Source organism: Planctopirus sp. SH287 (assembly GCF_056500625.1).
Map to the genome: position 1 here is coordinate 5,091,185 of NZ_CM151403.1, position 25,570 is coordinate 5,116,754.

At 53.5% G+C, this 25,570-nt stretch carries 22 protein-coding genes; 13 read left to right on the forward strand and 9 right to left on the reverse strand.

Features of this window, described 5'->3' with window-relative positions; all coding sequences use genetic code 11:
• Positions 1 to 19 precede the first annotated feature (19 nt).
• The 7 genes from SH287x_RS18915 to SH287x_RS18945 all read left to right on the forward strand — a co-directional run bounded on the left by SH287x_RS18915 (position 20) and on the right by SH287x_RS18945 (position 6,601).
• A complete protein-coding gene (locus SH287x_RS18915) occupies positions 20 to 613 on the forward strand; it encodes a carboxymuconolactone decarboxylase family protein (protein WP_479515947.1) in 594 nt (197 codons plus the stop codon).
• A gap of 535 nt (positions 614 to 1,148) precedes the next feature.
• Positions 1,149 to 1,319, forward strand: a complete 171-nt coding sequence (locus tag SH287x_RS18920; RefSeq protein WP_479518737.1) for a YqaE/Pmp3 family membrane protein — start codon at positions 1,149 to 1,151, stop codon at positions 1,317 to 1,319.
• Between the two features lie 470 nt (positions 1,320 to 1,789).
• Positions 1,790 to 2,671, forward strand: a complete 882-nt coding sequence (locus SH287x_RS18925; protein WP_479515948.1) for an NAD(P)H-hydrate dehydratase — start codon at positions 1,790 to 1,792, stop codon at positions 2,669 to 2,671.
• A 102-nt stretch (positions 2,672 to 2,773) separates the two neighbouring features.
• Positions 2,774 to 3,526: an endonuclease/exonuclease/phosphatase family protein gene (locus SH287x_RS18930; RefSeq protein WP_479515949.1), complete on the forward strand. Its 753-nt coding sequence runs from the start codon at positions 2,774 to 2,776 to the stop codon at positions 3,524 to 3,526.
• Between the two features lie 392 nt (positions 3,527 to 3,918).
• Complete coding sequence (locus SH287x_RS18935) at positions 3,919 to 4,356, forward strand: FKBP-type peptidyl-prolyl cis-trans isomerase (RefSeq protein WP_479515950.1); 438 nt, start codon at positions 3,919 to 3,921, stop codon at positions 4,354 to 4,356.
• A gap of 327 nt (positions 4,357 to 4,683) precedes the next feature.
• Positions 4,684 to 5,400 (forward strand): hypothetical protein, encoded by a 717-nt coding sequence (locus SH287x_RS18940; RefSeq protein WP_479515951.1) that lies wholly within the window; start codon positions 4,684 to 4,686, stop codon positions 5,398 to 5,400.
• 88 nt (positions 5,401 to 5,488) lie between these two features.
• Positions 5,489 to 6,601: a Gfo/Idh/MocA family oxidoreductase gene (locus tag SH287x_RS18945; RefSeq protein ID WP_479515952.1), complete on the forward strand. Its 1,113-nt coding sequence runs from the start codon at positions 5,489 to 5,491 to the stop codon at positions 6,599 to 6,601.
• Positions 6,602 to 6,662: 61 nt separating this feature from the next.
• Here the strand turns inward: SH287x_RS18945 and SH287x_RS18950 are convergent, their stop codons facing one another.
• The gene (locus tag SH287x_RS18950; protein WP_479515953.1) at positions 6,663 to 7,073 is read right to left on the reverse strand and encodes a Dabb family protein; all 411 of its coding nucleotides are present in this window, start codon (positions 7,071 to 7,073) and stop codon (positions 6,663 to 6,665) included.
• Positions 7,074 to 7,834: 761 nt separating this feature from the next.
• On the opposite strand from SH287x_RS18950, the gene SH287x_RS18955 reads away from it, so the two are divergent.
• The 6 genes from SH287x_RS18955 (at position 7,835) to map (ending at position 13,873) form a co-directional block, all read left to right on the forward strand.
• Positions 7,835 to 9,799: an acyltransferase family protein gene (locus tag SH287x_RS18955; protein ID WP_479515954.1), complete on the forward strand. Its 1,965-nt coding sequence runs from the start codon at positions 7,835 to 7,837 to the stop codon at positions 9,797 to 9,799.
• Between the two features lie 389 nt (positions 9,800 to 10,188).
• Positions 10,189 to 10,854, forward strand: a complete 666-nt coding sequence (locus SH287x_RS18960; protein ID WP_479515955.1) for a DUF447 domain-containing protein — start codon at positions 10,189 to 10,191, stop codon at positions 10,852 to 10,854.
• A gap of 222 nt (positions 10,855 to 11,076) precedes the next feature.
• A complete protein-coding gene (locus SH287x_RS18965; RefSeq protein ID WP_479515956.1) occupies positions 11,077 to 12,072 on the forward strand; it encodes a beta-ribofuranosylaminobenzene 5'-phosphate synthase family protein in 996 nt (331 codons plus the stop codon).
• A 208-nt stretch (positions 12,073 to 12,280) separates the two neighbouring features.
• On the forward strand, positions 12,281 to 12,793 hold the full coding sequence (locus tag SH287x_RS18970) for a DUF4328 domain-containing protein (protein WP_479515957.1): 513 nt from the start codon (positions 12,281 to 12,283) through the stop codon (positions 12,791 to 12,793).
• Positions 12,778 to 13,047, forward strand: coding sequence for a hypothetical protein (locus SH287x_RS18975; protein WP_479515958.1), 270 nt, complete (start codon positions 12,778 to 12,780; stop codon positions 13,045 to 13,047). The genes SH287x_RS18970 and SH287x_RS18975 overlap by 16 nt, the downstream gene beginning before the upstream one ends.
• Positions 13,048 to 13,126: 79 nt before the next feature.
• Complete coding sequence (map, locus tag SH287x_RS18980; protein ID WP_479515959.1) at positions 13,127 to 13,873, forward strand: type I methionyl aminopeptidase; 747 nt, start codon at positions 13,127 to 13,129, stop codon at positions 13,871 to 13,873.
• A gap of 78 nt (positions 13,874 to 13,951) precedes the next feature.
• On the opposite strand, the gene ruvB is transcribed toward map, so the two are convergent.
• The 8 genes from ruvB to SH287x_RS19020 form a co-directional block, all read right to left on the reverse strand.
• Positions 13,952 to 15,013: a Holliday junction branch migration DNA helicase RuvB gene (gene ruvB / locus SH287x_RS18985; RefSeq protein ID WP_479515960.1), complete on the reverse strand. Its 1,062-nt coding sequence runs from the start codon at positions 15,011 to 15,013 to the stop codon at positions 13,952 to 13,954.
• Between the two features lie 40 nt (positions 15,014 to 15,053).
• Positions 15,054 to 15,770 (reverse strand): hypothetical protein, encoded by a 717-nt coding sequence (locus tag SH287x_RS18990; RefSeq protein WP_479515961.1) that lies wholly within the window; start codon positions 15,768 to 15,770, stop codon positions 15,054 to 15,056.
• A gap of 456 nt (positions 15,771 to 16,226) precedes the next feature.
• Positions 16,227 to 16,859: a class IV adenylate cyclase gene (locus tag SH287x_RS18995; RefSeq protein ID WP_479515962.1), complete on the reverse strand. Its 633-nt coding sequence runs from the start codon at positions 16,857 to 16,859 to the stop codon at positions 16,227 to 16,229.
• A gap of 101 nt (positions 16,860 to 16,960) precedes the next feature.
• On the reverse strand, positions 16,961 to 17,269 hold the full coding sequence (locus SH287x_RS19000) for a DUF971 domain-containing protein (RefSeq protein WP_479515963.1): 309 nt from the start codon (positions 17,267 to 17,269) through the stop codon (positions 16,961 to 16,963).
• Between the two features lie 277 nt (positions 17,270 to 17,546).
• Positions 17,547 to 19,355, reverse strand: coding sequence for a multiheme c-type cytochrome (locus SH287x_RS19005; protein WP_479515964.1), 1,809 nt, complete (start codon positions 19,353 to 19,355; stop codon positions 17,547 to 17,549).
• Positions 19,356 to 19,751: 396 nt separating this feature from the next.
• Entirely contained in the window at positions 19,752 to 20,912 is a 1,161-nt protein-coding gene (locus SH287x_RS19010; RefSeq protein WP_479515965.1) for a DUF1573 domain-containing protein, read from the reverse strand.
• Positions 20,913 to 21,151: 239 nt separating this feature from the next.
• Positions 21,152 to 23,854, reverse strand: a complete 2,703-nt coding sequence (locus tag SH287x_RS19015; protein ID WP_479515966.1) for an O-antigen ligase family protein — start codon at positions 23,852 to 23,854, stop codon at positions 21,152 to 21,154.
• Positions 23,851 to 25,092 carry an MraY family glycosyltransferase gene (locus SH287x_RS19020; RefSeq protein ID WP_479515967.1) on the reverse strand — a complete coding sequence of 414 codons (1,242 nt, stop codon included), beginning with the start codon at positions 25,090 to 25,092 and terminating at the stop codon, positions 23,851 to 23,853. The genes SH287x_RS19015 and SH287x_RS19020 overlap by 4 nt, the downstream gene beginning before the upstream one ends.
• Between the last annotated feature and the right edge of the window lie 478 nt (positions 25,093 to 25,570).

The window sequence follows — 25,570 nt, forward strand, 5'->3', positions numbered from 1 at the left end:
AACTCTCATCAACAGAACGATGCCGCCTGAGACGGCAAGTCAGTATTTCCCTGATTTTAAGGAGTTGATGATGAGCTACCGGATTGCTCCAGTGGATGTTTCCAAGACAGAAGGCAAGACCCAGGAATTGCTTGGCACCGTGAAGGCGCGGATGGGAATGGTTCCCAATATGATGAGAACGATGGCCAACTCAACAGCAGGTTTGGAGGGCTATCTGGGACTGAGCGGGGCACTCGCAGCTGGCAAACTCTCTGCGAAAATTCGTGAGCAAATTGCGTTGGCTGTTTCTCAGAAGAATGGTTGTGAGTACTGCCTTTCTGCCCACACGCTGGTTTCTGGTAAACAGGGAGTCAAGCCAGATCAGGTGATTGCTGTTCGTCATGGGCATAGCGATGACCCAAAAACTCAGGCCGTTCTGCAATTAGCCCTTCAGATTCTTGATCAACGTGGGTCGGTCTCTGACGAAGAAGTTGATGCCGCACGAGCTGCGGGGATTTCCGACGCCGAGATGGTGGAAATTGTGGGCCATGTGGCTCTCAACGTCCTGACAAACTCATTCAATAATTTCGCGAGGACTGAAGTGGACTTTCCCCGCGTTGAGTTGAGTTTATAGTCAGACTCGGTCACCGGTTTGACGCTTTATCGAGATGTCTTCATCGCAGGACATCGGGAACAGCCGGACAAAAGCCTTTCGCTTGCCTTGTACGAAAGGCTTTTTCGTCGTCCCTCAATTTCTTGCAACGAGGCACATTCCTTCGACGTGAACAGCCGTCTTGCTGGCGAGGTGTTGCGAGTTGGCCATTCGCCTTTCAAAGTGCCTTAAAAACCAGAACATTCTGGCGGGCGAGCGAACAGGTTGTCTTCTGAGAAGTCGCTTTTCCTGTTTTTGAACAGGCTGGCATGGGCTTTGCCTTTCTCCTGGGTAACAACTCATACGCTTTCCAGAAATCAACGGCGCGTTGAGAGATGCGTAAGGCATGTTTGCTCAAAGCCGCAAGCATGGCATACAAAGCGCCGTTAAATTCTGGGATCCGTAATCAGTCCTTGAGGCTAATGAAACCCTCAATCTGACCAAGGAGCCGATGATGTCCACTGTTCACACACATAACCCTTATGATCCTGCGAACCTTTCGACTTCAAAATCCCCGGTGACGCTGGGTGATATTCCCCGGCTTATTTTAGCCGTGGTATTGCCGCCTGTGGGGGTGTTCTTTCAGGTCGGTTTTGGACTCCATTTCTGGCTTAATATCTTGCTGACCATTCTGGGTTATATTCCTGGGATTATTCATGCGGTGTGGATTATTGCGACGCGTCGTTAACGCTTTTTTGCCAGCCTGATTGAGCCATTTTGGCAATCGTCGGGCTATCAGACATGCTTATCTGATGCAGATCACGTTTAGCCGATGAGGCCAGCCAGAGAATCGACGGCTGGTCTCATCGTTTGCGCGGTGTGTGGAAACAGCAACTTATCCGCTTTCCAGAAATCAACGGAGTGAGGTGCGTCAGGCATGCTTGCTTGCTCCTCAAAGGCGCAAGCATGGCACGCAGGCCCCCTCACCCCAACCCTCTCCCGCGAGAGGGAGTCTTCCCGGAGAGACTCTGAGTGCCGTTGAACTGACAGCACGTTGTCATCCAAAGGGCGAACAATTCTATTCTCCCCGTTTTCCCGGCGGAAGATGACGCTTCTTGTCTCACCATGTTGAGTCACCATGGAAAGCATGCCGAATGCGCGTGTAGTCTGATGGGGAGGTTTCTTGTGACCTATTTTTTAGATTAAGCAGGTCAGATTATGACTCATGAGCAAGCTGTCATTTGCATCACCAGCATGCCGATCGTGCCTCACCGCCGGGATGATGGTCATAAGGGTGATTATGGTCATGCTTTGATCGTCGCGGGTCAGGCGGGCATGAGCGGGGCCGCTTGCCTGGCGGGGAAGGCGGCGCTACGCGGTGGAGCGGGATTGGTGACTGTCGCGACACCGGTTTCGCTTCAACCTATCGTGGCGGCCTATGAGCCTAGCTTTCTCACTCTTGGCTTGCCAGAAAGCCACGGCGCCATTGATTTTGGTGCGATGGAATCGATCACCCGTTCGTTGTACGTGGCGACAGCATTCGCCATAGGCCCCGGTTTAGGAACAGCAGAACCGGCGCGGCAGATTGTGCGGGCTTTGTATCGATCAGCAGTTCGCCCCATGATTCTGGATGCCGATGCGTTGAACGTTCTGGCTGCCAGCGGCGATGACCTGACTCGCGACGATGCCGCCGGCCCACGCATTATGACGCCTCATCCGGGCGAATTTGCCCGCTTGACGGGGGAATCGACAGCCACCATTCAAGCGTCTCGGGAAAAACTGGCCAACGAATTCGCACGCAAACACAATCTGGTGCTGGTGCTCAAAGGGAAAGAAACCGTCATCACCGACGGCTACCGCATGGCTATCAACCCCACAGGAAATAGCGGGATGTCGACGGGAGGGACCGGCGATGTGCTGACCGGGTTGCTCACTTCGATCGTGGCCCAGAAGCTCCCTCCGTTTGAAGCGGCTCAGCTGGCGGTCTGGCTGCACGGGAGAGCCGGTGATCTGGCTATTATGAAGCAATCTCGACCAGGGATGATCGCATCAGATCTTCTGGACTATCTGGGAGCGGCCTGGCTCGAACTGGGTGCATAGTGGTACGACCTTCTATTCTGACAGGTCTGACAGGTTGTTGAGCTTGTCGGCAGACTCGTTGGCCTACTTACTCGCGCACTCCATCAAGGTCATTACGAACCCATGCGGATTGTCAGTTTTAACATTCACAAGGGGATTGGCGGCCGTGATCGCAGATACCGACTTCCCAGAATTATCGATGCTCTGCAAGAGCTGTCGCCGGACATCATTTGCCTTCAGGAAGTGGACTCGGGGGTGGCTCGTTCCCGGTTCGATCACCAGCCGGAATTGATCAGCCGAAGTTTGTCGCTCCCGCATATGGCCTTTCAGTTGAATGTCCCTCTGAAAAAGGGGGGGTATGGAAATCTGGTGGCCTCGAAGTATCCGCTGGCGGAACTTCATCAGATCTCTCTCACTCGCCGGCGATACAAACAGCGTGGGGCGCAGCTTGCGGTTGTAGAAAGCCCCTTTGGCTGGCTCCATTTAATCCACTGGCATCTGGGTTTGCGGGAAAACGAGCGGCACTGGCAAGTCCGGCGTCTGCTAGAACATCAATACTTTCGTAAGCACCGCGAGCTGCCGGCGTTGGCGATTGGTGACACCAACGACTGGCGGAACACGCTGGCTGCTGGCCCTTTTGCCGTGCATGGATGGGCGCAGGTTTCATCTCCGCCGTCGCGGTTTCGTTCGTTTCCCGCCTGGTTGCCGCTGGGTTCGCTCGATAAAGCCTTTGCGAATGATGGTGTGGACATCAAAGAATGCCGGATCGCGAAAAGCCGGCTGTTGAAAGATGCCTCGGATCATCTGCCGCTGGTTGTGGAGATTTCGGGGTTCAAGCGGCCCTTCACGACCAATATGCCAGTTTCTCAGTCATAAAAGCTGAGCGATTTGTTTTTCCTGAACGATGGGCAAGTGGAGCAGTGCCTAATACCAACGAGCCAGAAGCGTTAGCGACGGGTACTCGCATTCTCACCGCGAGAACAATGACAAATCGATTTGATGGCCGACTTTGATGGCAAAGAAGCATAGGGAAATGTCCGTCGCTGACGCTTCCGGCTCGTGGCACTTTTGGCTCGTGGCGCCGTGTTTTTACAGATCAGTCGATTTTTCACCGCAAATTTTGCTAAAACAAATGAACAGTTGATGGCTTTCGCTGGGAGAAACTGGGCTGTAGGATGTTTCTTGTTAATTCTGCCGTCCCGAAAGCCATGGATCAGTTTTCCATCAGTCGCCGGGGCGATCTGTCTGTTTGCGAATCGAGAATGTCAATGGCGAGTGTAGTTGCGGGCGATCTGGTAACAATCAGCTATCGCGGAACTCTGGATGATGGCAGCGTGTTTGACGAAAGCACGCCTGAAGAGCCTCTCCAGTTCACAGCGGGTGGCGAAGAAGTGATTGAGGGCCTCACCAATGCCGTCATTGGTATGAATGTTGGCGATAAGAAGCGGGTCGTGATCGAACCCGAACAAGCTTATGGTGATTACGATCCTGAACTTGAGCAGACCGTCGAGCGGGCTGACTTGCCAGAAGACGCCGAAGTGGGTGACCAACTCACCGCCACTGCGGAAGACGATGAAGAAGAAGAATTCCCCGTCTGGGTGGTTGAATTGGGCGAGCAGGAAGCCGTACTCGATGCTAACCATCCTTTGGCTGGTGAAACGTTGATTTTTGAAATTGAACTGCTGGCTGTTGAAGCCGCTGAGTAATTTTCCTGTTGAATTCTGATGCCTGCGGGCTATCGCCATTTGATAAAGAGCGAGCCACTGCCGAAGGAGTCCCTTTCGCGGTGGCTCGCTCTTTCATTTTTGACATACTGTTTTTTGCAGGAATCTGGACGTTTTTTGAATCCCCGAGAACTTCCCGTACTTTAGCGGCTTTACGACGAATGGTTGGGAGGCCCATGAGGTAAGTCATTGATCCGGGTGGCTGCCTGCGGTATGACGTTTGTGAACTCCGTTTTTTCAATGTCACCATGTCTGCGGTCACGCGATTCCGCGTTCTCTGTTGAGTCTGCTCCCTTGGCGAGATTTCTTATGCTGCCACTTCGTGCTCTCTTCGCCGGATTTCTGGCTTGTTCACTTTTTGTCGTTGTCGAGTCCCCTTTGCTGGCCCAGCAAACGAAACCTGGCGCGTCATCGACCAGTAAATCCAAGACAAAAGCCCGGCCCATCAGTCCAGGAGCCATCAAGCAGATCGATCTCAAGGCGGATCGTTTGAAAGACGCCATCACCAGAGACGGGGCTTCATTGGCCAAAGAATATGAAGAAGCCGGTTATCTCGAAAAAGCCAAGGGGCTGTACGAAGTTCTGTTGAAGCTGGATCCCGATCACTCAGCGGTTCAGCAGAAGGTCAAGGATCTCAATGAACAGATTCTTTCCTCGAATGAGACTGAAGTCGACTATGATGTGGCTCGTGGCTGGAGCCAACCGCTGGGGATGGTTTTCAAAGATCGTCCTCTTCGGATTCAAGCGGTCGGTGATTATAAGTTCTCGATCTCCACGGATGTCTCAGCAAGTGGTCTGCCCACGTCCGATAATGGCCAGGAACTTTATCCCGGAGCACCGGCTGGCGCTCTGATTGGCGTGATTGTCTCGGACAAGAAGCCGGGCAAGCCGTTTCTGGTGGGGGATAATAAAGAATTCTCACCTCAACAGGATGGTGTGCTGCTTGTGAAGATCAACGCTCCTTCCAATCAGAAATGTTCGGGAAAGCTCTCTCTGCGTTTGAGTGGCTATATCAAGTCCAATTAATCCATAATCATTCTCAGGGAGGGAACGTGGACGTTCCTTCCCTGAGAATCAATGGAACAGCAGCCAGCTGAATGGACGGGATAGGTGCATGACATTGCCATCAGGCGGGCAAACAGACGGAACACCGAACCTGCCGTTCAAAATTCAGGGGACAGGCCCTTGGGCCGACTATTACGCTGATCTCTGCCATCAGGTGCTAATGAGAGAAGCCGGTGATTTAGAGGCTATCCGAAAACATTCAGCACTTCCTCTCTCTGAGAGAGAAGGTGGCTGCAGGCCGGATGAGGGGTTAAGCATTAGCTTTGGAAACACGGCTGGTTCATTGAACCCTCACCCCGGCCCTCTCCCTAAGGGAGAGGGAGCTTTCCCGGACAGGCTCTTACTGCCCCATTCGAGACCTTGGCTCGTTCTTTGTGGCCCTCGCCTCGAACAGCGAGAGTTGGCGACAGCTGCACTCGTTCAAGGAAACAACGTCATTCTCGCTGGCCCGGCTTTGTGGACTGCCCACGATCTGGATCAGTTGGAATCAGCCGCACGTCTGGCAGCTGTCCCTCCTGTCTTAAGGCTGATTTCCCCTCGCGAATCGGAACCGGATTATCAGGAAGCCTGTACTTTGGTTGAGAGGGGGGAACTCGGCGATCTTCGGGCCATCCGTTCACTCTCCTGGGTGCCTTCCGCCATTCCAATTCATCACGGGTTGGCTGCGCACGCGACTGGCGATATTTCATCGGATGCGGAACAGAAGCACGAACAGGAACTGGCGCTCGCCCTTGATCCGCTGTTTGGCTTGTCCCTTCACTCCGTCAGAGAATGCCGATTTCTTGGAACCGCCGGCGACTGGTCGTTGATGATCACTTTCAGCAACGGCCTTCGGGCGGAAATTGAACTTCGGCGCAATGCCCATGTTCCGTTTGCGACGGGGTGGATGGTCGATGGGACGTTAGCGGGATATCGCCAGGGACGTCTCTATCGAACCAATGAAGATGGCGAGACAGTGGACGTACCGGTATCGCTCGATCAACCGGCCAGCCATGAGAAAGCTCAGGAATACGCCGGAAACGTGCTTGAGCAACTTCTGCGAACAGAAAAACGTCAGTCAACAATTCCCATCGATGGCAGGGAGTTAACCTCACAGGCTCTCTGGGAACTCCGCCGTCGCTTGCCGGTCTATGAAGCTTTGCGGCAAGCGTTGATCGGCTAAATATTCCTGTGTCTGAACATCGCAGTGACTGAGGATCATTGCTGATTTGTGGTACGGGTGCCTATGTCGCTTTCCAGTAATCGATGACAACGACTTTTTCCCGTTTGTCTTTCACCACATCGACATAGGCCAGATGAGCGGGATGTGTCAGATAGGTTTGGAGATCGGCTTCGGAACGAAAACTGACCACAAAAACATGGGATAGCCCGTCAGACTTCCCTTCTTTGCTGACATTTTCGCCGCATTCAAAATCGACGATCTGAGAGATTTTGGCCGGCAGGCTGGAAAACGTGTCAACCACTTCCTGAATCTGGGTTGGTGTGGTTGTGTCTTTGAATTTGTAGAGGACGATGTGCCGCAGAAGTTTTCCTTCTGTTTTCGAGTGCGCTGCCAGCGGATTGGTGATCGCAATTCCCACTGTGAGTACTGTCAGACACACCAGCGTGGCAAATGATAAGAATCGAGTATTCATCGGCTCTCCCGGATGATCATTCAGAGTGTGTGTTCGCCTTGTCAGGCCATGTTGGTCAGAACTGTTGTAGCGAATTTCGCAATTTTCAGCACGATCAGTTTGTGGAGACTTTCCGCCAGTCTTCCCAATCCCCTCAAACCTCGATAACTCGCTACAAAATTACGCAACGATTTCACAACGCTTCAGTTTCACAGACGTTGCTGCCACAAAAATAGACAGTCGCCCTCGCATAAGTCGCGAGTAAGAGATTCCAAGCCTTCTCCCATTTTGATACGAGTCTGCAAGGCGGCATTGCTAAAGGCGATGTTTCAAAATTCGAACCGCAGAGAACACGAAGGAACACAGAAAAGTCGAGGCTGGGTTGGTTAGGGTGTTTGTGGGTTGAGAATTGAGGGGCTGGCGATTGGATCGGCCAACAGAAGTCCCGGCATCTGGACTTACTTTATGGGGAAAGAAGGAAGATTACGCAAAGTCGGAGAGCCACAACAGGTTTTCTCCGCGTCCGTACGACTCTCTAACTCTGAACAATCCTCTCTTCGTCTGTAATCTTTATTTGGAAGGAAGTTGCCAGAACTCTCCCTTTGGTCGGATTAGCTACTCGACTGTTTCCGTCAATTCTCATTGAAATCGCTGCGAATTTCAGGATAGCAGGAACTGTACACCTGCAAACAGGAATTGACATGTAAGTTTCTTTTCCAATAGCTTCATGCGGTTTGTGATCTGGCAGTGATTAACCTGCGTTTTGCCAAAGGAATGGCTGAATGAGTTCGCAGACGTATCGAACGGATATCGATGGATTGCGCGCACTCGCGATTATTCCTGTCGTCCTCTTTCACGCGGGACTTGGTTTTCCCGGTGGGTTTGTTGGCGTTGACGTGTTTTTCGTGATTTCTGGATATCTGATCACGTCGCTGATCCTGCGAGAACTTGACGAAAATCGGTTCTCATTGGCCAATTTCTGGGAGCGGCGATTTCGCAGGCTGTTGCCAGCACTTGTTGTGATGATCCTCGTTACAATTGTTTTTGGAGCAGTGATCCTTCTGCCCGGTGATGTCCAGCTTCTTGGGGAATTTGTCGCCGCGCAATCATTACTACTATCAAATATGCAGTCATGGCGAAGTTCGGGCTATTTTGGATCTAGCGCTGAATCCATGCCGCTACTCCACTTATGGTCTTTAGGTGTTGAGGAACAATTCTACGCCATACTACCACTAGTGCTTGTTGCTATGCGTTCGCAACGGCGAGCATTGGTATGGGGCACGATTCTCCTTGCGGCGACGATGTCCTTTTCTCTCGGTTACTACGGTACTCATAACTTTGCCGGCCTGACTTTCTACGCATTGCCAACCCGTGCCTGGGAACTCATGATCGGCGGTCTGGTCTGCATGATTCCTGCTTCCACTCGATCGATGATTATATTGCCAGCAGGAATCCTTGGGATTGCCTTAATCGGATATTGCTGTTTTGCGTTACAGGGAGGAATTAACTTTCCTGGGGTGATTGCGGCAGTCCCTTGCGCCGGTGCTGCTTTGGTTCTTTGGTCGGGTGCAGGCGTGAAAACCGTACTGCAGCAGGTATTGAGCTTTTCGCCGCTTGTTGCGATTGGATTGTGTTCGTACTCACTCTATTTGTGGCATTGGCCGGTCATTGTTTATCTCAAGTACTGGAGCGACGGGGATCTTTCATTGAGTCTTGCTTTAGCGGCAATCGGGATCTCTCTGCTTTTTGCGTGGGCTTCCTACCGATTCGTAGAGACGCCTTTTCGAACACGAGCAGTGCTGTCTTCGCGGCGTTCAGTCTTTTTGTCTTCGGCAGCTGTTCTTTCATTGTTATGTGTCGTTGGGATTGTAATCGCACAAACCGACGGATTTGCCTGGCGGTTACCGCATCGAGCACTTGCAGCAATCCAGGCTATTGATGAAGACGTAAACTTTGTTCGGTCAGTGGCAAGATCTCAGGAAATCACTGACGTTTCGATGATTCGTCAAGGCAAACTGACTGAACTGTCACTTGATCACAGTCATCTCCCTATACACTGCCTCGTGTGGGGTGATAGCACTGTTGGTCCATTGATGCCTGCATTTCAATCGCTCTGCGCCGAATATGATGTTCGGTGCGTTGCAGTATCACGGAGTGCAACACCGCCTGTTCTTCGATATGAACAGGTGGGGACTCGCCGAAACTCGGAACATAATGCTGCAGTTCTGGATTTCATTCGTGAGCAAAAGATTCCGAATGTTATTCTCTCTGCCAGGTGGATTGGATATAGGATTGCAGAAGAACGTAATCAGGGGACATCTGATTTTCGGCGATGTCTTAGTGATACTGTGGCCGCTTTACGGATAGCAGGATCCCGTGTCTGGATCGTTCGCCAGCCTCCCGAGCAAGCCTCCGATCCCCGGCGAGAGTTAATGGCAAGGTTAGTTACCGGCACAGAATTGGGCAACATCGGAGTGACGGTTGAGGAACATCTTCAATATCAGAAGAACGCCATCGAGGTCGTTGACAGCGTACTTGAAGACGGAGTTGCTGTGATCGATCCGCTAACTCTTTTGGTTAATGAGCATGGACTCTGCCCCCTTGTTATTGAAGGTGTTGCGATATATCGCAATGGAAGTCATCTTTCCCGTGCAGGTGGCAAGCATATCAAAACAATTTTTGCACCGGTGTTTGAGGGGACGGAGATTCAAACCGTCGGTGGTAATCATGTAGTCCCTAAACACTAGTTGAATCTTTTCTGGGTAGGTTTAGCTGCAGGCGAGGTGACGCCATGTATGGTGCCTCTTCCGTACTTACAACTGTTTTGAAAATAATTAACGTTGTAGTCTGAGGGTTAATTCTATAGGCACAATCAGTTGAAATTACGACTGGTTGTGACCTTGATAAAGAGTTCTTTGTCAAGGTTGGTGTTTAGTCAAGGATTTCCAATTCCTTCTCTCTTTCTGACGAAACAAGGTCGGTATGAGCAAGCCACCTTTCATAAGGCTCCTGAATCATCTTTGTTATATTGAATCAGTAGCGGGTATTCTGAATTTCTGCGCCACCAGTAACGCTTTCAGTACTAAACGGTATGATGATGAACTCCGGGGCGATGCTTTAATGGAGAAAGCAGACCGTGATTCTTGAAGGGTTGTTGCTGACACAAAATGCCTTGGGAGAGTTTAACCTGGCTCCTATGGGGCCGCTGGTCGAAGAATCTGCTTCGGGAAAGATCACGGAATCTGCTGAGTTTGTCCTCAGGCCTTTTCATCCGTCGACCACGCTGGCCAATCTGTTGGCAGTCCCCCGAGCGACGTTTCACATCACCGATGATGTCGGGTTGATTGCGCGGGCCGCCCTCAAAGACGATTTGCCGGAGCCGTTCCTGCTTCCCGCGATGGTCTCTATTGAGGAACCGATGAAGGGATCATTGCCGCACTTCCAGCCTTCTAGTTGGCGACTTGAAGACTGCTGTCAGTGGTGGGAACTGAAGGTGGCGTCGATCGATGCCGCCCACCCGCGGGCCACCATTCGGATGACTGTTCACCGACAGGGAGTTGTGCGGCCTTTTATCGGATTTCATCGGGCACGGCATGCTGTCCTGGAGGCGATTATTCTGGCGACTCGAGCCTCACTGCTGGAGCCTTCGTTGATCCTGGATCAACTGAAACAGTGGCAGCCGCTGGTCGAAAAGACCGCAGGAGTCCGCGAGCAGTCCGCGTGGGAATTTGTCACGGGCGTGATCCATGCCCGTTTGGCTTCACAGAATGGCAGCTCAGCGATGAAGGGGCCGCTCGACTGATTGCCTGTCCGAGAACTCTCAAATCCTTCTCCCTGAGGGAGATGGTGGTCGCATGCCGGATGAGCAGGAGCACGTAGAACTCGACAAGGGGTTGCCTCTTGCGCTGAGAAACACGGCTGGTGAATCAGCCCTCACCCCGGCCCTCTCCCGCAGGCGGGCGAGGGAGTATTCTCGGACAGGCTCTGATTGCGGCAGCTCCTTAAATTTTGCATGCTGTGACTTATGAATGCCAAGACGCGCGTAGAAACTGGCTGTCGACTTCACTTCGGGCTGCTGAGCACGGATCTAGCACGTGGCCGCGCTTTTGGCGGGTTAGGAGTCATGCTCGCCTCTCCGGGGTGGTCGCTATGCCTGGAAGAAGTCACTCACGCCAGTGACACGGTTCTGGCCAAGGGTGAGGCCCGTCAGAGGATCGAACGTCTTCTGAGGGAGTTGCGGTCGGTGGAGCAATTCCAGGGCCGACCTCCACTGCTGGTGACCGTTGATCGGCAACTTCCTCTTCATGCAGGGCTGGGTTCGGGAACACAGTTGGCTATGGCGCTGGTGGATGGCTGGGCACATCTGTTGGGAGACGTTCTTTCGCCAGAGGAACTCTTCCAGCGCTCGGGGCGTGGGGCCAGATCATCCGTTGGTCAAGCGGGTTATTTCACGGGTGGTTTTCTGGTGGATGCCGGCCATGGAGGTCACGCTGCGACTTCCCCCACATCTGAGCGAGAAGCCTTTTCACGCATGATTGTGGCGCGGGAAAATTTTCCGGAGGAATGGCATTGGTGGCTGGTGATGCCCAGAGCCGAGACCGGCCTGTCAGGTGAAGCAGAACAACAGGCTTTCCGTGAGATGTTGCCCATTCCTCAAGCCACTACTGATCGGCTGGCCTCACTGACGCTGCTTTCGATCTTGCCGGGAATTCGGTCACGGAACTTTGAGGAATTCGCCACGGGTCTGCATGAGTATGGCCAATTGGTCGGGCAGCATTTTTCGGCTGTTCAGGGGAGTATTTTTGCCTCGCCGCTGATGGAAGACCTGGCCCGCCATCTGCATCGTCATGGGATCCCTTGCATTGCTCAATCGTCATGGGGGCCGACGGTCGCAATCCCCACTTGTGCCGCATTGGAACCACAGTTAGAGGCGGCATGGCACCAATGGCCCGCGCGTGAACAATGTGAGCGAATCCAGGCCACTGTGAGCAATCACCGCACGGCAATTTCAACAACATAGCGAGCGAGTGATGAGAAACCGTCTCCTCGTGAGTCTGTGATTTCCCATCAGCCCTGGCTTTTCTGTGTTGCCCAAAAAATCCCAAAAACCAGTCTGTACAATCGCCAACAGATCTCTCTCTAATGCTCACCAATCCAGAGGGCGGCGATTTCAATGTCATCGGTACATGTCCTCTCATTTCCCACCCCTCTTTTTCAGTGATCACCTTATGTCCAACAATCAAACAACAGCGGGATATCTGCCAACGGGAGCATTACTCAAGACATTGCTGGTCTTGCTCGTGCTCTTTGTGATGCTCAATGTTGGCGGGATTGTGAATCAGGTTCTGGATCTTCAAATCATCGCGCGAGCTATTGCTGGTGAACCTGCGACGGATGCCGAAGCCCAGAACATTCTCATGCGAACGGCTGCATGGCTGGGCATTTATTTCCTGCTCGGATTGATCGCCAGTTTCGTCTTCCTCAAGCTTGTCGGGCGGCTGAATCATAATGCCCGGGTGCTTGGAGCCGAGAACCTGTCGCAGACACCGGGCTTTGCGATTGGCTGCTATTTTATTCCCATTGCCAATATCGTGCTGCCCTATACGGGAATGCAGGAAATCTGGAAGGTTGGCCTGCATGGCCCGCAAAACTGGAAGGCGGGCAAAGGGAGCATGGTTGTCGGGCTCTGGTGGTTCTTGCGCATTATCTCGGCGATTGTTGGCGAGTGTCCGCGGGGCTAAGCAATTCGCTCAACCTGCAATATCTGGAGATGGCGAGCTATCTGGCGATTCTGGTGGCGGTGTTTCAGATCATCATTTGCGTTTTCACATGGAAAGTCTTTTCGGGAGCCTGCCAGTTGATGGATGCTCAGAGCGTTCAAGTCGCAAGAACCAAGGGAGCTTGCCCTCAATGTGGTGAACCGGTGAAAAATTATGCTGTCGATTGCCCCATGTGTGGCACGAACGTGAATCATCCGGCAGCCTTTCAAGCTTAAACACAACCAAAATTCTGTTGCGTTGATCAAACCTGCGACCCTTGTGATAACGGTCTCAAAGGATTAAGTGAGAAGCCGCATGACCATTGAGACCGAAAACGATGTGGCTGCACTGAAACGCATCGGCCAGATCGTTTCTTCTGTGCTTCAGAAAATGCTCGCTGCGGCAGAACCCGGCATGACCACTCGCGAACTGGATCTGATTGGCGAGCAGCTGCTGAAAAAGCAGGGCGCCCGCTCAGCGCCGCGGCTGACCTACGATTTTCCTGGTTCGACCTGCATCAGCATTAATGAAGAAGCGGCTCATGGCATTCCGAGTGATCGCGTGATTCAACCCGGCGATGTCTTGAACATTGATGTTTCCGCTGAATTGGACGGCTACTTCGCTGATACCGGTGGAACAAAAGTGGTGCCTCCCACGTCCCCACTAAAAACGCGATTGTGTGAGGCCACCCGGACAGCGCTGGCCCACGCCATGCAGCAAGCCCGCGCTGGCCAGCCTATCAATCGCATCGGGGCCGCTATCCAGAAAACGGCGAATGCCCACGGCTTTAAGGTGTTCGAGAACCTGGGCAGCCATGGAATTGGCCGCGCGCTCCATGAAGCCCCCGAGCACATCGCAGGGTACTACGATCCGGCAGACCGCCGCATTTTGAAAGCCGGCATGGTCATCACGATTGAACCCTTCCTCTCGACAAAAAGCCGTTATGTGACCGAAAAATCTGATGGCTGGACACTGGTGGGAACACGCGGCAATTTGTCGGCTCAATACGAGCACACCATGATCATCACTCAGGGTGAACCGATTGTCGTGACCCGGTGGTAAGTGACCTTGGTAGAAAGTGATCCTGGGGTCACGCAGCGGGCTTTCTCATCGCCGTTGTGACGAAGGAAATGGGTGCTGTTATCCCGCGAGGTGTTCCAGGCCGCTGGAGGTGACGACGCGGCCTCGAGGGGTTCTCTGGATGAAGCCGCAACGGAGGAGGAACGGTTCGACTTCGTCCTCCAAGGTATCGGGGGGGCAATTCATGGTGTGAGCGATGGCTGCCAGTCCTGCCGGGCCACCGCCGAAAATGTTCAAGATGGTTCGCAGGTATTTTCTGTCCTGTTCTTCCAATCCCAGCTCATCAATTTCCAGCATCGCCAGTGCCTGCCGGGCAATGTCGTCCGTGATCAATCCTTCTTTCTGTTTGACGGTCGCGAAGTCGCGTGCCCAGCGGAGGAGGTTGTTGGATTTTCTGGGTGTCCCTCGGCTGCGGCGGGCAATTTCCATGGCAGACGACTCTTCGATCTTCGTTCTCAGCTTGAGAGCATTCCTGCGAACGATCTCGGCCAGGTCAGCCTCTTCATAGAATTCAAGATGTTCGCGGAAGGTGAAACGATCCCGCAAGGGAGCTGTCAGCATCCCCGAACGAGTGGTGGCCCCCACGATCGTAAAGGGCTTGAGCTTCATGTTGATCGTCCGGGCATTGAGTCCTTCGCCCAGTACGATATCAACCCGAAAATCTTCCATGACCGGATAGATGAACTCTTCGACCGCTGCGGGCAGCCGATGAATTTCATCGATAAAGAGAATCGAATTCCCACTGGCATTCGTCAGGTAAGGGAGCAGATCCTTGGGAGCGGCCAGAGCGGGGCCGGAGGTGATCTGACACTCGACATCCAGTTCTTTGGCCAGCGCCAAAGCCAGCGTGGTCTTTCCTAAACCGGGAGGGCCATCCAGCAGAATGTGGCTGAGAGGTTCCGTCCGCATGCGCGTGGCGGCGAGCATGATTTCCAACCGCTCGACGACTTTCCGCTGACCGACCACTTCCGACAGTCGCGAAGGGCGCAACTCTTCATCGAGTTCTGTGTCGTCGATTCTTGCGGTGTTCGCGGCGCGTGACTGCTCTCGACGGGCAGTTTCCCGAGCCTCGGCTTCGCCAGCGACATCATTTGTGCCGGTAAAAATTTTCTCTCGGGCCATGCTCCCCTCCGTGGGATCATAAACGTCCGGGTTCAATTCATCACATCTCAAGAGCGGTTTTTTTGCCTGCCATGCGCAGGTACGCAACCGCAGTCATCATTGTGGTAAACGGGAGCATAAAAATCAAAACCGGGCCACAAATCATCTGACAGGTAAAGATGATCGCCCAATTCAATAGAGCAATCAGAAAAAGTTGAAGCCGATTGCCTTCGCTATAGGTGAGTGCGCGCGACAGGCATGAAACGCCGGGTGCATTTTCGCCCACCAGCACCATCGTGAAAACCCAGAACACAGCGGCAAGAAATACTCCGGGAAGAATACAGAATATCGTCCCGAACCCCACCATCAATGCGTAAAGAATCGTTGCGAATAAGTATCGCACTGCAAACTTTCCTCCACCAAAGAGATCGGTGATGGTATGAGGTTGGCCCTGTGCAATTTTGAGAATGAGCGATGAATATCCTGCATGTAAATAAAAAGTTATAACCACATTTGTCAGCATGAAAAACACCATCAGCCATATTGCAGCCAATGGAGGTTCTCCCCCTTTGGCAGCCATGTTGGACGCAAGAGCGCCGGCAGACATCAGAAGAACCATCCCTAAGAGGATCCCCATTACGATGAAGGCACCACCGACTGCGATGCCATAATTTTTTCCTGCAATGGAAAACGCTGTTGAAATGACTTCCCCGATATCGATTTTAGTGGGCATGATATCGCCCATCGATCTCTCGGAGGTTTCTTCGGAGTCTGCCATGTCTTCGCCGCAATGGTTGCAGCGTTTAGTAGCAGCAAGGACTTTGCCTCCGCACATCGGACAAGTGGCTCTGGCCTGCGTATGACTCATTTCCCCTGGATGTGGGGGAGGAAAATCACCATCTACCTCCTCAGTCGATGGCGTGTTTTCTCTCCATGGCACCAGGACGATTTCGCCGCAGCCGGGGCACTTGGCTTTGTGACCAGTCCGTTCTTCGGTGGTGCTGAGGAACTTCTCGCAATGGGGGCAATGAAATTCAATCGCCACAAGAAATCCTTGCTAATTTTCGGGAGGCAGCAGATCCCAGATTCTGAAACAGGCAGGGCGCCTTAAGAGCCGCAGGCTATCACCTTCAGAGCACCGAAAAAAGAGGGCGTTCATTGACCAGCGAGAGATTTGATTTTCGTTGAGATCTTCTCATCATGGGTGGCCCAAGTTGTGGTTTACCTGTTGAAATCAGGTTTCAAGTTTCGCCAGAAGCAACTGAAGATAAGAGCGATGCTCGGGTTGAGACAGTCCTAATCGCGTGGCCCAGGACTGTAAACATTCACGAGCCTGAATCCAGGTCTCCTGAGTGGTGACGATCTCCAGTTCGGCAAAGTCACCTAATCCTTCGAGATGATCAATCGTGCAAGCTACGGAAAAATCGTCTTCTGGCAACGTAAAAAACTGGCGCTCTTTACTCACGGTGAGCACAGGACGAAACCCCAGAGCTGTCAGAATCTGGCAGATGGCAGGAGAGGTGACAATGCTTGATGTTGGGCCATCCGATATGGAATTCTCTAAACCGAAAAGAGCCAGGGGAGCTTCAATCTCCAGACGCGTTTTTGACGCTTTCTCCAGTCGTGGCCCTTTGTAGGTTAAAACCATGGAGGTCACTGAGCCGGGGGAAGCCAATGTTCCCGTACGAGAACAACGCACCCGCAGAGCTTCGTCAGTCGTGGCAAAGTCGCGCAGGGGATGGGCAAAGTATTCATCGACTTCCAACACCGGCGGCCCCGCGCTGAGTGCTTCCACACTTCGCAGCGTCTCGCGAAAGTCAGCGGCTCTGGTCAGGGGGAACTTGATCTCAACTTCAATATCGGCCATACCCATTTGCCTCATCTCAGACCTGCCGCAGACATCACTGGCGTGCAGGAGCATGCCCTACAAAACTATGACTTGACGACTCGTTGAGAGCGGTCAATGAATCAGGGGGATGTTTGCGTCAGCCGTTGCAAACGCTCCCAGGTGAACAGTCCCGTTTCGTGGCCATCGCTCCAGCGGATGCGCAGTGCGTATTGTCCTGCCAGACTCAGTTCCACAGGGGCAATCTCACGAGGAACTTTGGCAGGATCCAGCAGTGGTTCGCCCGTGAATTCATCCACGCAAACCGCACAAGTACATCCGCAACGGACTTTGAAAAATGAGACTTCCACGGCAGGTGTGTCTCGCCACTTCAGTTCAAAGGCTCCACGCTCGCGATGCGCACGAATGGTCTCTGGAGCATCGACTGACATGAGGACTCTTTCCACTAAAAAACTCAGAGTGCCGATTGAACGGAAGGCGGCCTGAGGAACTGATGGATTCGCTCAGAGGCTATCCGAAAACGCTCAAATCCTTCTCCCTGAGGGATCCCTATAAGTCCTTCTCCCTGAGGGAGAAGGTGGCCGAAGGCCGGATGAGGGGATTGGTCTTGGCTCTGGAAACACGGCTGGTTCATCGGCCCCCTCACCCCAACCCTCTTCCTCGAGGGAGAGGGAGTCTTTCCAGATAGACTCTCAGTGAACTGTCCCGCTAATCTCGCCAGGGATGCGCGATTTTTTCCCAGTACTTATCGAACTCAAAGCCGGGGCTGTTGTCGCCATCGTGACAACTGTAGCACGTGGTTTTCTTGGCTTGATCCAAGGTCACACGCATCGCCATGCGGGCGGCAGCCTGTTCTTCGCGACTGGCGGTTCCGCCGTTTTCAATCCGGACATGCTCACTTCCCGGCGAGTGACAATTCTCACAGCCGTTGCCCAGAAGATTCGCTGACGAAGCAAGGTCTTTATAACCGGAGTCAAACCGCAAGGTCTGTTGAGGTTCCCAACCGGTGGTGTGGCAATTGATGCACTCAGGATCATGAATCCGGGAGATGTATTGGCCTTCAATGCCACCCCGGCCATGAATGATGCTCTGAGTCGCCTTGGCGTGCCCGGTCTCTTTCCATTTGTCGTAAGCCTTGGTGTGGCATTCGCCGCACGAATCTGAACCGACAAATTTTCGTCCCGAAGGATGAGGAATGATCAGGTCTGGTGAGAGGGAAATCTGCTCGGCATCCAGACGCTTCTGGTAGTCGGCCATCAGGTCTTCCATGGGCTTTGTCGCCTGAAAACGTCTGTTATCCAGATCGACCAATTCATATCGGAAAGGGACTTTGGCATCGTCCGGGAAATAACCCACCAGAACGACATACTTTCCTTTCAGACCTGGCTGCACAATCCAGGTGCGGCCTTCAATCAGAGGGCGAGGCTGAGGATCTTCCGGCCCGCCGGTCGACACAATCACCTGAAACGCAGGAAATTTTTTCGCAAAGTCCTTGGCTTCATCCACAGTCCCATGGCTGAGCAGCACCAGCAGGTTGGGTTTTTCAGCAGCGAATTGCTTCAACGCCTTACGAATTTCTTCGTCAGGGTCGCTGAAGGTGATGTTGTTGGAGACTCCCTGAGGAGCCACATCTTCCCGCTTGCTATTGCCAATCACCGCGATGACGCAGGCTTTGATATCCCCGACCATGAAGGTTTTGGTTCGCAGCGGAGTTCCGATATCTGGTGAGTCAAAAAACGTCAGGTTGGCACCGGAGATTGCCAATGACTTCTGAACTTCGTCGGCGTCTGCTGATTGCTGGGTCAGCAGAAAATCAGCGCCCAGACGCAAGTCCGACGGGCCAATTCCTACTACCTGATAATTGAGCAGTCGCAGGGCGGTCATGATGGATTCATACTTGATCTGATCCTGCCGCCGGGAGCGTTTGACAAAGCCACCCGCATCCAAGCCGAAGACTGGCCAGCCACGGGCCACCAGACGCTGATACAAGTCCTGTCGACGTGACATGCCACCTGACTGAGTGAGTGAACAGCCGCAGGGTTCCAGATAGCCGTTGGTGTCTCCGGACAGCATCATGACGGCTTTGGGTTTCACCCAGTCTTCAGCAAATTTCGGAGGCTCAATCTCCTTGGCGATTGCCGATTGTGAGGCTCCCTTTGCTTCACCCGGCTGGCCTGTGGGAGATTTTTTATCGACAGGTTGGGTGCTCTCCTGCGCGGCTTGAAGTCGATTGCTGGAACTCAGCAGGCCAGCCCATTGCCCTTTCCAGGATGGTTGCCCAACCCACACCCCCACGCCCAGTGCCAGCAATGAAAACGCTGTCGCACCGAACAGTAAAGGCCCGGCAATTCGTACCATTCGACTCATCATCTGACTTTTCATAACCACCGCACTTGAGGTCTCAGGATGACTTGAGAATGTTGGCTGGAAAGTGACCACTTCAGAAGGAGCGGCATCTCCCACGGGAAAGCCAGAACCATCGGATGGTCGCTTTGATCGCCATTCGGAATCACGCATAAATATTCATCCCTGAAGCTGTGCAACGGCTGCATTGTGAGTTTGCCATGTGGCGCTGTTTTTTATGATCGCGCGTCCATGATCGCGATCAGTCTTCCATGGCCCATCACAGCAGCATGTGCAAACTCAGTTTTTTCTGATCAAGACGCTTCATGTTCAAGGAACCGCCAGGGATCCCATCGAACTCAGCGCCGGGAATTTCCTACGTCCTGTCGTGGGCGAGTGCTTCGCACAGACTGACAGCGAACGGCTTTCCCGGCAATGCCGTTCGCTGTTGATTTCATCGTACCAATTCGTGCTGTTTCACTTTTAACTGTAGCGTTCTGGCGGCGTAAAAACCCAGATTTTTCGGGGCAAATGACGTACATACACCGCCACAATGACCTGGAAACGGGTCTAATTGGGGTCGGTTGACATATAGCTGACGTAAAACTTGTATTCTGGCACTTTGGGGTGATTGAGCTTCAGAATCACCTGCTCAGCTTTCTTAAACTGACGATCAGCAGGTGGGCCGGGCAAGACGTGAACTGTGAGGAAATATCTTTGAACCCCTTTGCCGGTGTACTTTTCATCTTTTTTCATGGTGACTTCGACAGCATTGTGCCGCGTCTGAACCCCTTCCAGCTTCAGGTCGTTCTCGAGTTCCCTCACAAAGAGCGAAATTTCGGCGGTCTTCCCTTCAGCGGCAGGAACGTCCCCCAGCATTAACGCGGTGGCTTCATTGGCCCAACCGCGACCAATCACATCAATTGGCCCCGGGCGCTGAGCCTTCAGGGCGAATTCCATCTGAGGGAACTTTTCCAATGACGTTTTCAGGGTCACACGATCCGAATATGGCCCGACGGGAATATCCCCACTGATGGTGGCTTTAATCATGTAGCCGCTCTTGGAATTACGCTCTTTCAACTGGTCTTCGGTAAGAGGAACCCAGGTGATGGCCGTTGTGGGAAGATCAGACTTCACTTCGGTGATTTCAAACTTGTCAAAGATCGGGCTGTAAATCGAACCGGTGACTTCAGTCGGCTGATCGACTTTCAGCAATCCCAGGTTCCACTCGCCTTCAGGTTTCAGCTGAAGGCCGACCTGCACTTCCCCTTTCACCACCAGTTCGATTTTGCGGTTGCCAGGGTCATTGGTTCGGACAACGGCATAGTGACGGAAGCTGGGGCCGGGCGTCTTGATGTGCCAGTTGAGAGTCACTTCGGTTTCTCCGCCCGGCGGAATTTTCCCATCACCGGCCACATTCCCTACAGTGCAACTGCAGGTGGAATCGCCAGGGAGGGCAACCACTTCCAGCGGTGCTTCCCCTTCGTTTTTGACAATAAAGACGTGTGTTCCTTTGTCACCGGTTTCCATGGTGCCAAAGTCGAATTCCGATTCCGGCGTGACCGCTTTGGGCTGAGGCCCCTCGGCACTCACTTTCGGCCCCTTCTCGTCCTCAGGGACAGGCTTGGAAGGAGCAACGGGGATGGTCTGAGCCCCTCGACCGTAGTAAACCACCACGGAAAGCATCGCCATCGTCAAGAACACACAGACGACTACAGCAGCAGGCTTCATGAAACACCTTTATGGGAACCAAACGCTGTTATTGATGAATCCAGGCATGGGGACACTCGGCATCGCCAACTGATGTTCAAATGACTTATGTTTAAGCGAATTCAGAACTTAAATCCCATACCCAAACAACAGACTCTTCGATCACACGAACTGGGGAAACGGCCAGAACCTGAAATCTCCCGCCTGTGCGTCGAAACGTTATACGCCAGTCTAAGCGGAATTGATGGATCGCGTCACGGCTAAGGAACCCTGTTTGGACGATCTTCATTAACCTTTTGTAATTTCAGACTTTCGAGTCGCTGCACCTGTTCTGGGGGGAGAAAACGATCAGAGTGCCCGAGCCGACGATTCAGCGCGTCCTGATCAATCGCCCGTTGAGCGATTTGAGCCGCTTCAGCCCTTTCCCCTTGAACAGCCAGTGCTTCAGCCAGACCGGCCAGCAAACGACTGGAATTCTGATAACGGGCACAACTTTCCCGATAGGCAGCCACCGCCCGTTTTGCCAACTCTTGCCGCTCAGCTGCTGGTAATGTCACGGATTGGGCGCGTTCCAGTAAGGAACGTCCGAGTCGTTCATGCGGGCGATAACTCCGGGTATCCCGCCGGGCGGCAGCGATCAGCCAGTCCTCGCCTTTTTTCTGGAGAGCGGCTGAGCCGGTGTCGCTTGATAAAATTGCTTCTCCCAAAGATTCGGCGAGCGAGGGTGACCAGGGATCAGCCAGGGCGGCCTTTTCAAAGTATTGGATCGCCGCCCCGCGCGAAGCGAGCATCCCTTTTCGGCCAGTCCCACGGGCGGAATAATCGGCCGCCACCCAGACGGGAAACGCCACCATCAACGACAGAAATGCAGCCAGAAGCATCGAGCTTCTCCACAACCAGGACTCAAGTCGCCTTGATCGTGTGATTGAGGTTGTCGATTCATCAATTGCCGTCATCTGGCGAGAAGAGACTCCGATGATCGTCAGGCAGGCGAGCAGGAGCCACAGACCCCAGATCGCAGGCATACTGAAACCGCCAGCGGCCAGCAGGTTGACGGAAAGAGCCAGGAAAGCGGCCTCGATCATCAGCGTGGGCATCATGCGAGCGACATCAGAACGGCCGGCTTCCTGACTTTTTTCCGCGTCTTTTTTCACAGGATCTGAAGGGGGGAATGTGGCGTCAAATCCCGGTAGCGATTCCGCAACAAGGCATGGCCCCAGGACGAAATAGACCACCAGCCAGAGCATCCCGAAGATGATCAACTGATCGTCAAAGACCCCTTCAAAGAGATATCGTCCCCACCAGGCGAGGCCAAAACTGGCTGCGATGATTCCTCCCAGCCAGTTTTTCATGGAGAAGGCGGTTGCCATTGAGTGATCAACAGACGCGACGCCAACCACTGCGCGCTGACGAGGAATCACCACCTGCCACACACCGACCAACCCCAATCCCATGATTCCGATGAGTGACAGCAATCCTCCCGATGTCCAGGCTTCAAGAACCAGATTGTGCGGGTCAGCAATTTCCTCGCTGGAGCCGGACAACTTGTACCAAAGATAAACACTGCGGAAATTTCCCGGCCCGACCCCAAAGGCAAAATTCTCCCGCATCATCCGCAGTGTTCCCAACCAGTACTCCAGCCGGTACTGCACCGATTTGGGAGCCTCGGTCAGCACTTCCACATCCAGGCCACCTGCCCAGGCCACGGCGGCAATCAGAAGTCCCACAGATCCCAGGATCGCGCCCACCAGTGCCCAAAGCCCCCGCTGGGAAGTCAAACTTGACTGTGACGTTGTTGATTTAACGGGGTTTTCGGTCTTCGCCGTCAGCGTTGCTTCGCTGGTTGATTGGCTCTCATGTGCAGAGGAGCGTTGCCAGACTCTGCGTAACTGAACCATCACGGCGACGAATGCCAGCGATAAGCCGAGAGCTAATACTGCTGTGCGTGACTTCGTCAACAGCAGTGCCCAGAATCCACCAAGCCATGTCACCAGCAGTAACCAGGTCTGGATTCGTGAAAAATCGGGAATCGCCAACAGTCGTCCAGCCGGGTTCAGCAACGGCCAAAGTGCAAAACTCAAGATCAACAGGACAAGCAGAATCGCCGCAAATGTGTTGGCCAACGCACAAAAACCAAATGGCTCGCTGCTGGTTAATCGCTGAAAAAAGGCCCTGCGAGCCGAGGCTTCTGTAGGGATTCCCTCCTGCTGTAATTCTTGCTGAAGTTTGGCCAGTTGGTCTGCTGAAACACTGCTGGTGATCGCAGCAGTTTCCAGTTGATCCAGTTCCAGCAGCTTCTGTGAATAGGTGCGGGCGATGGCCGGCAATTCGACAAGGTGTTGATAGATCCCCAGGCCGGAGAGCGTCAACAACGAGGTCACGATCAACGGTTGAAAGTTCAACAGGCTGACACGTGAAAATCGAAGGGATCGAATCCGCTCATCATCCCGCCAGAAACGGGCCAGCAGGATGACATAACAGACGATGGACAGATACTCCACCAGCAGATTGGCCGCAGCCCGACGGTCGCCACTCCCCCAGAAGACCGCCAGCGTCCCGGCGATCTGTCCGGCTGTTAAAAATCCCAATCCCCAATCAAAACCCGACCAGTTTCTGACTTTGTGACTGACAGGGATGACCCAGACCAGCACGGCACTGATAAACAGCATGCACACGGCCAGCCAGAGCGAATCCCCCATCACTGCCGCTTCGGGGGGAGTCCAGAACCGGGCAAAAAAAAGAGCCGTCAGCACCGCGAGCAGCACGGGTTCAATCCAGGCTCGCAGGTTCACCGTTTCTCTGGAGATGGTCACGGGAGGATTCCCCACGCCAGCGCGCGACGCCGGACGCCCCCCGCGCGATTGAATCAACGACCGTGTGCAACCTTCAGAAAACCACGGGTTACTCAGTCCAGCAACGCTTCGGTTCATAACGGATCGTTCGGCTTCTTGAACCGGCTTCATTCCAATCCCCGTCCTGTTCCATCGCTGTTCCCCAGGGAAACCACGGGCTGGGTTTCAGAAAAAGACCCATTTCCAGAAAGATTTGAGAGTGTCAATGGAAGTGTCCCCGTGGTGAGATCCCTGGAGTTGAGTGAGCCTGCTGAGGAGACACCCGGCCGGGGGGCTGATTCCAGAATCGCAATCATCGCCAGAATACAGACAACAACGCCCAGCGCCAGAAAGGCAGCAGCCCATGTCTGCACAGAACACAGCAGCAGTCCGGCCAGTCCTGTGGTCAGTGTGGCCAGATGAACGGTCAAGACCGCATGCACGGGCTTTAATCCCAGCGCCACCAGCCGATGTGAAAAGTGTTTTTTGTCGGGCTGGAAGGGACTACGCCCTTCTCTCAGGCGAATACTGATGACAGAAAATAAATCATAGAACGGCACCGCCAGAACACAGAGCGGGGCCAGAATCACATGCGTCCGGCCATCTTCCACAGTATAGAACGTGCCAAGGATCGTCATGCTGGCGATGGCGAATCCCAGAAAATAACTGCCCGCGTCACCCATGAAGATCCGGGCGGGTGACCAGTTGTGACACAGAAATCCCAGCAGTGAACCACACATCAGCAGGAAGAAGCCGCCGACCATCCAGCGCGGATCATCGGCTCGCATTAACATCATGCAGGCAAATACGGCTGAAACAATCAGGCAGATGCCTCCTGACAAACCATCCATGTTGTCGAGAAAGTTGATCGAGTTCACCAGCACGACAAACCACAACACACTGGCGATGGCTCCGATCCAGGGGTTCTCGATGAACATGGTGGCCCGGACTCCACAGGCCACCACCACACTGGCGATGAAGAACTGCAAGAGTAGCCGGAGCTGCCAGGGGATGGGTTTGAAATCGTCGGCCAGGCCAACAAACCCCATGGCCAATGCGCCCAGGGTCACAGCCAGCAATTGAGGGAGTTTGTAAAGCACGCTCCCTTCTGCCGAGATCGTTTTTCCAGGGATCGGGATCGGCAAGGATTCAGGAAAGATCAACACGATTGCCAGCGCGATCGTCAGAGGAATCAGCACACCACACCAGATGCCAATTCCTCCTCCCATGGGTTTCGGAGTGAGGTGAACTTTTCTGGCGGCGGGCTTGTCAATCAATCCCCACCGCGGAGCAATGACACGCATCGCCCCGACAGCAGCAAAAGAAACCCAGAAAGCGGGAAGCAGACAAGCGCAAACAAACAACAGCATGCGGCAGCCACTTTTCTGAGAGACCAAAGGGACGAATCGGGACGAACGGGCGCGTCATTCGGGACAGACCCTGCTTCCCGAAATGCCATTGTCAGGGAGAAAGACAGTTGGCCGCAAGCGAGATCGTGCCAATGAACGCCCGGCAAAAGGTGATGTGGCTCTCTGGTCACGTTCCTGGTATCGATCATTCCCGCCTGATCAGGAATTTTGTGAGAACTGACAGACCCATCCCAGAAGAGTTGGTCACTGACGCAAGACCATACATCTGCTGTTCAATCGGGAGTTCAATTCCGAAGCGGCAGTCCTAAAGCGATGGGGGAATTTTCCAGAGAGTTGACGGCCTGTTGCCATCAGTTGCCGAGTCCTTACCGGCTGTATCAGAAGTTTTGTGAGGGCTGATGAAAGAGAGGCTTCGTTTGACTGCAAATCTGGCGAAAGCTGGTCATTTTACGTGCATCCTGGGCAGGCCTTGTCACTA

Bases quoted from the DNA above. Each gene is read 5' to 3' on its own strand.
- SH287x_RS18925 (WP_479515948.1), top strand. From the start codon at position 1,790: ATGACTCATGAGCAAGCTGTCATTTGCATCACCAGCATGCCGATCGTG.
- SH287x_RS19000 (WP_479515963.1), bottom strand. From the start codon at position 17,269: ATGTCAGTCGATGCTCCAGAGACCATTCGTGCGCATCGCGAGCGTGGA.
- SH287x_RS18970 (WP_479515957.1), top strand. From the start codon at position 12,281: ATGTCCAACAATCAAACAACAGCGGGATATCTGCCAACGGGAGCATTA.
- SH287x_RS18940 (WP_479515951.1), top strand. From the start codon at position 4,684: ATGCTGCCACTTCGTGCTCTCTTCGCCGGATTTCTGGCTTGTTCACTT.
- SH287x_RS18965 (WP_479515956.1), top strand. From the start codon at position 11,077: ATGAATGCCAAGACGCGCGTAGAAACTGGCTGTCGACTTCACTTCGGG.
- SH287x_RS18935 (WP_479515950.1), top strand. From the start codon at position 3,919: ATGGCGAGTGTAGTTGCGGGCGATCTGGTAACAATCAGCTATCGCGGA.
- SH287x_RS19005 (WP_479515964.1), bottom strand. From the start codon at position 19,355: ATGCGTGATTCCGAATGGCGATCAAAGCGACCATCCGATGGTTCTGGC.
- map (WP_479515959.1), top strand. From the start codon at position 13,127: ATGACCATTGAGACCGAAAACGATGTGGCTGCACTGAAACGCATCGGC.
- SH287x_RS19015 (WP_479515966.1), bottom strand. From the start codon at position 23,854: ATGAAGCCGGTTCAAGAAGCCGAACGATCCGTTATGAACCGAAGCGTT.
- SH287x_RS18955 (WP_479515954.1), top strand. From the start codon at position 7,835: ATGAGTTCGCAGACGTATCGAACGGATATCGATGGATTGCGCGCACTC.
- SH287x_RS19020 (WP_479515967.1), bottom strand. From the start codon at position 25,092: ATGCTGTTGTTTGTTTGCGCTTGTCTGCTTCCCGCTTTCTGGGTTTCT.
- SH287x_RS18995 (WP_479515962.1), bottom strand. From the start codon at position 16,859: ATGGCCGATATTGAAGTTGAGATCAAGTTCCCCCTGACCAGAGCCGCT.
- SH287x_RS19010 (WP_479515965.1), bottom strand. From the start codon at position 20,912: ATGAAGCCTGCTGCTGTAGTCGTCTGTGTGTTCTTGACGATGGCGATG.
- SH287x_RS18950 (WP_479515953.1), bottom strand. From the start codon at position 7,073: ATGAATACTCGATTCTTATCATTTGCCACGCTGGTGTGTCTGACAGTA.
- SH287x_RS18915 (WP_479515947.1), top strand. From the start codon at position 20: ATGCCGCCTGAGACGGCAAGTCAGTATTTCCCTGATTTTAAGGAGTTG.
- SH287x_RS18945 (WP_479515952.1), top strand. From the start codon at position 5,489: ATGACATTGCCATCAGGCGGGCAAACAGACGGAACACCGAACCTGCCG.
- SH287x_RS18930 (WP_479515949.1), top strand. From the start codon at position 2,774: ATGCGGATTGTCAGTTTTAACATTCACAAGGGGATTGGCGGCCGTGAT.
- SH287x_RS18990 (WP_479515961.1), bottom strand. From the start codon at position 15,770: ATGGCAGACTCCGAAGAAACCTCCGAGAGATCGATGGGCGATATCATG.
- ruvB (WP_479515960.1), bottom strand. From the start codon at position 15,013: ATGGCCCGAGAGAAAATTTTTACCGGCACAAATGATGTCGCTGGCGAA.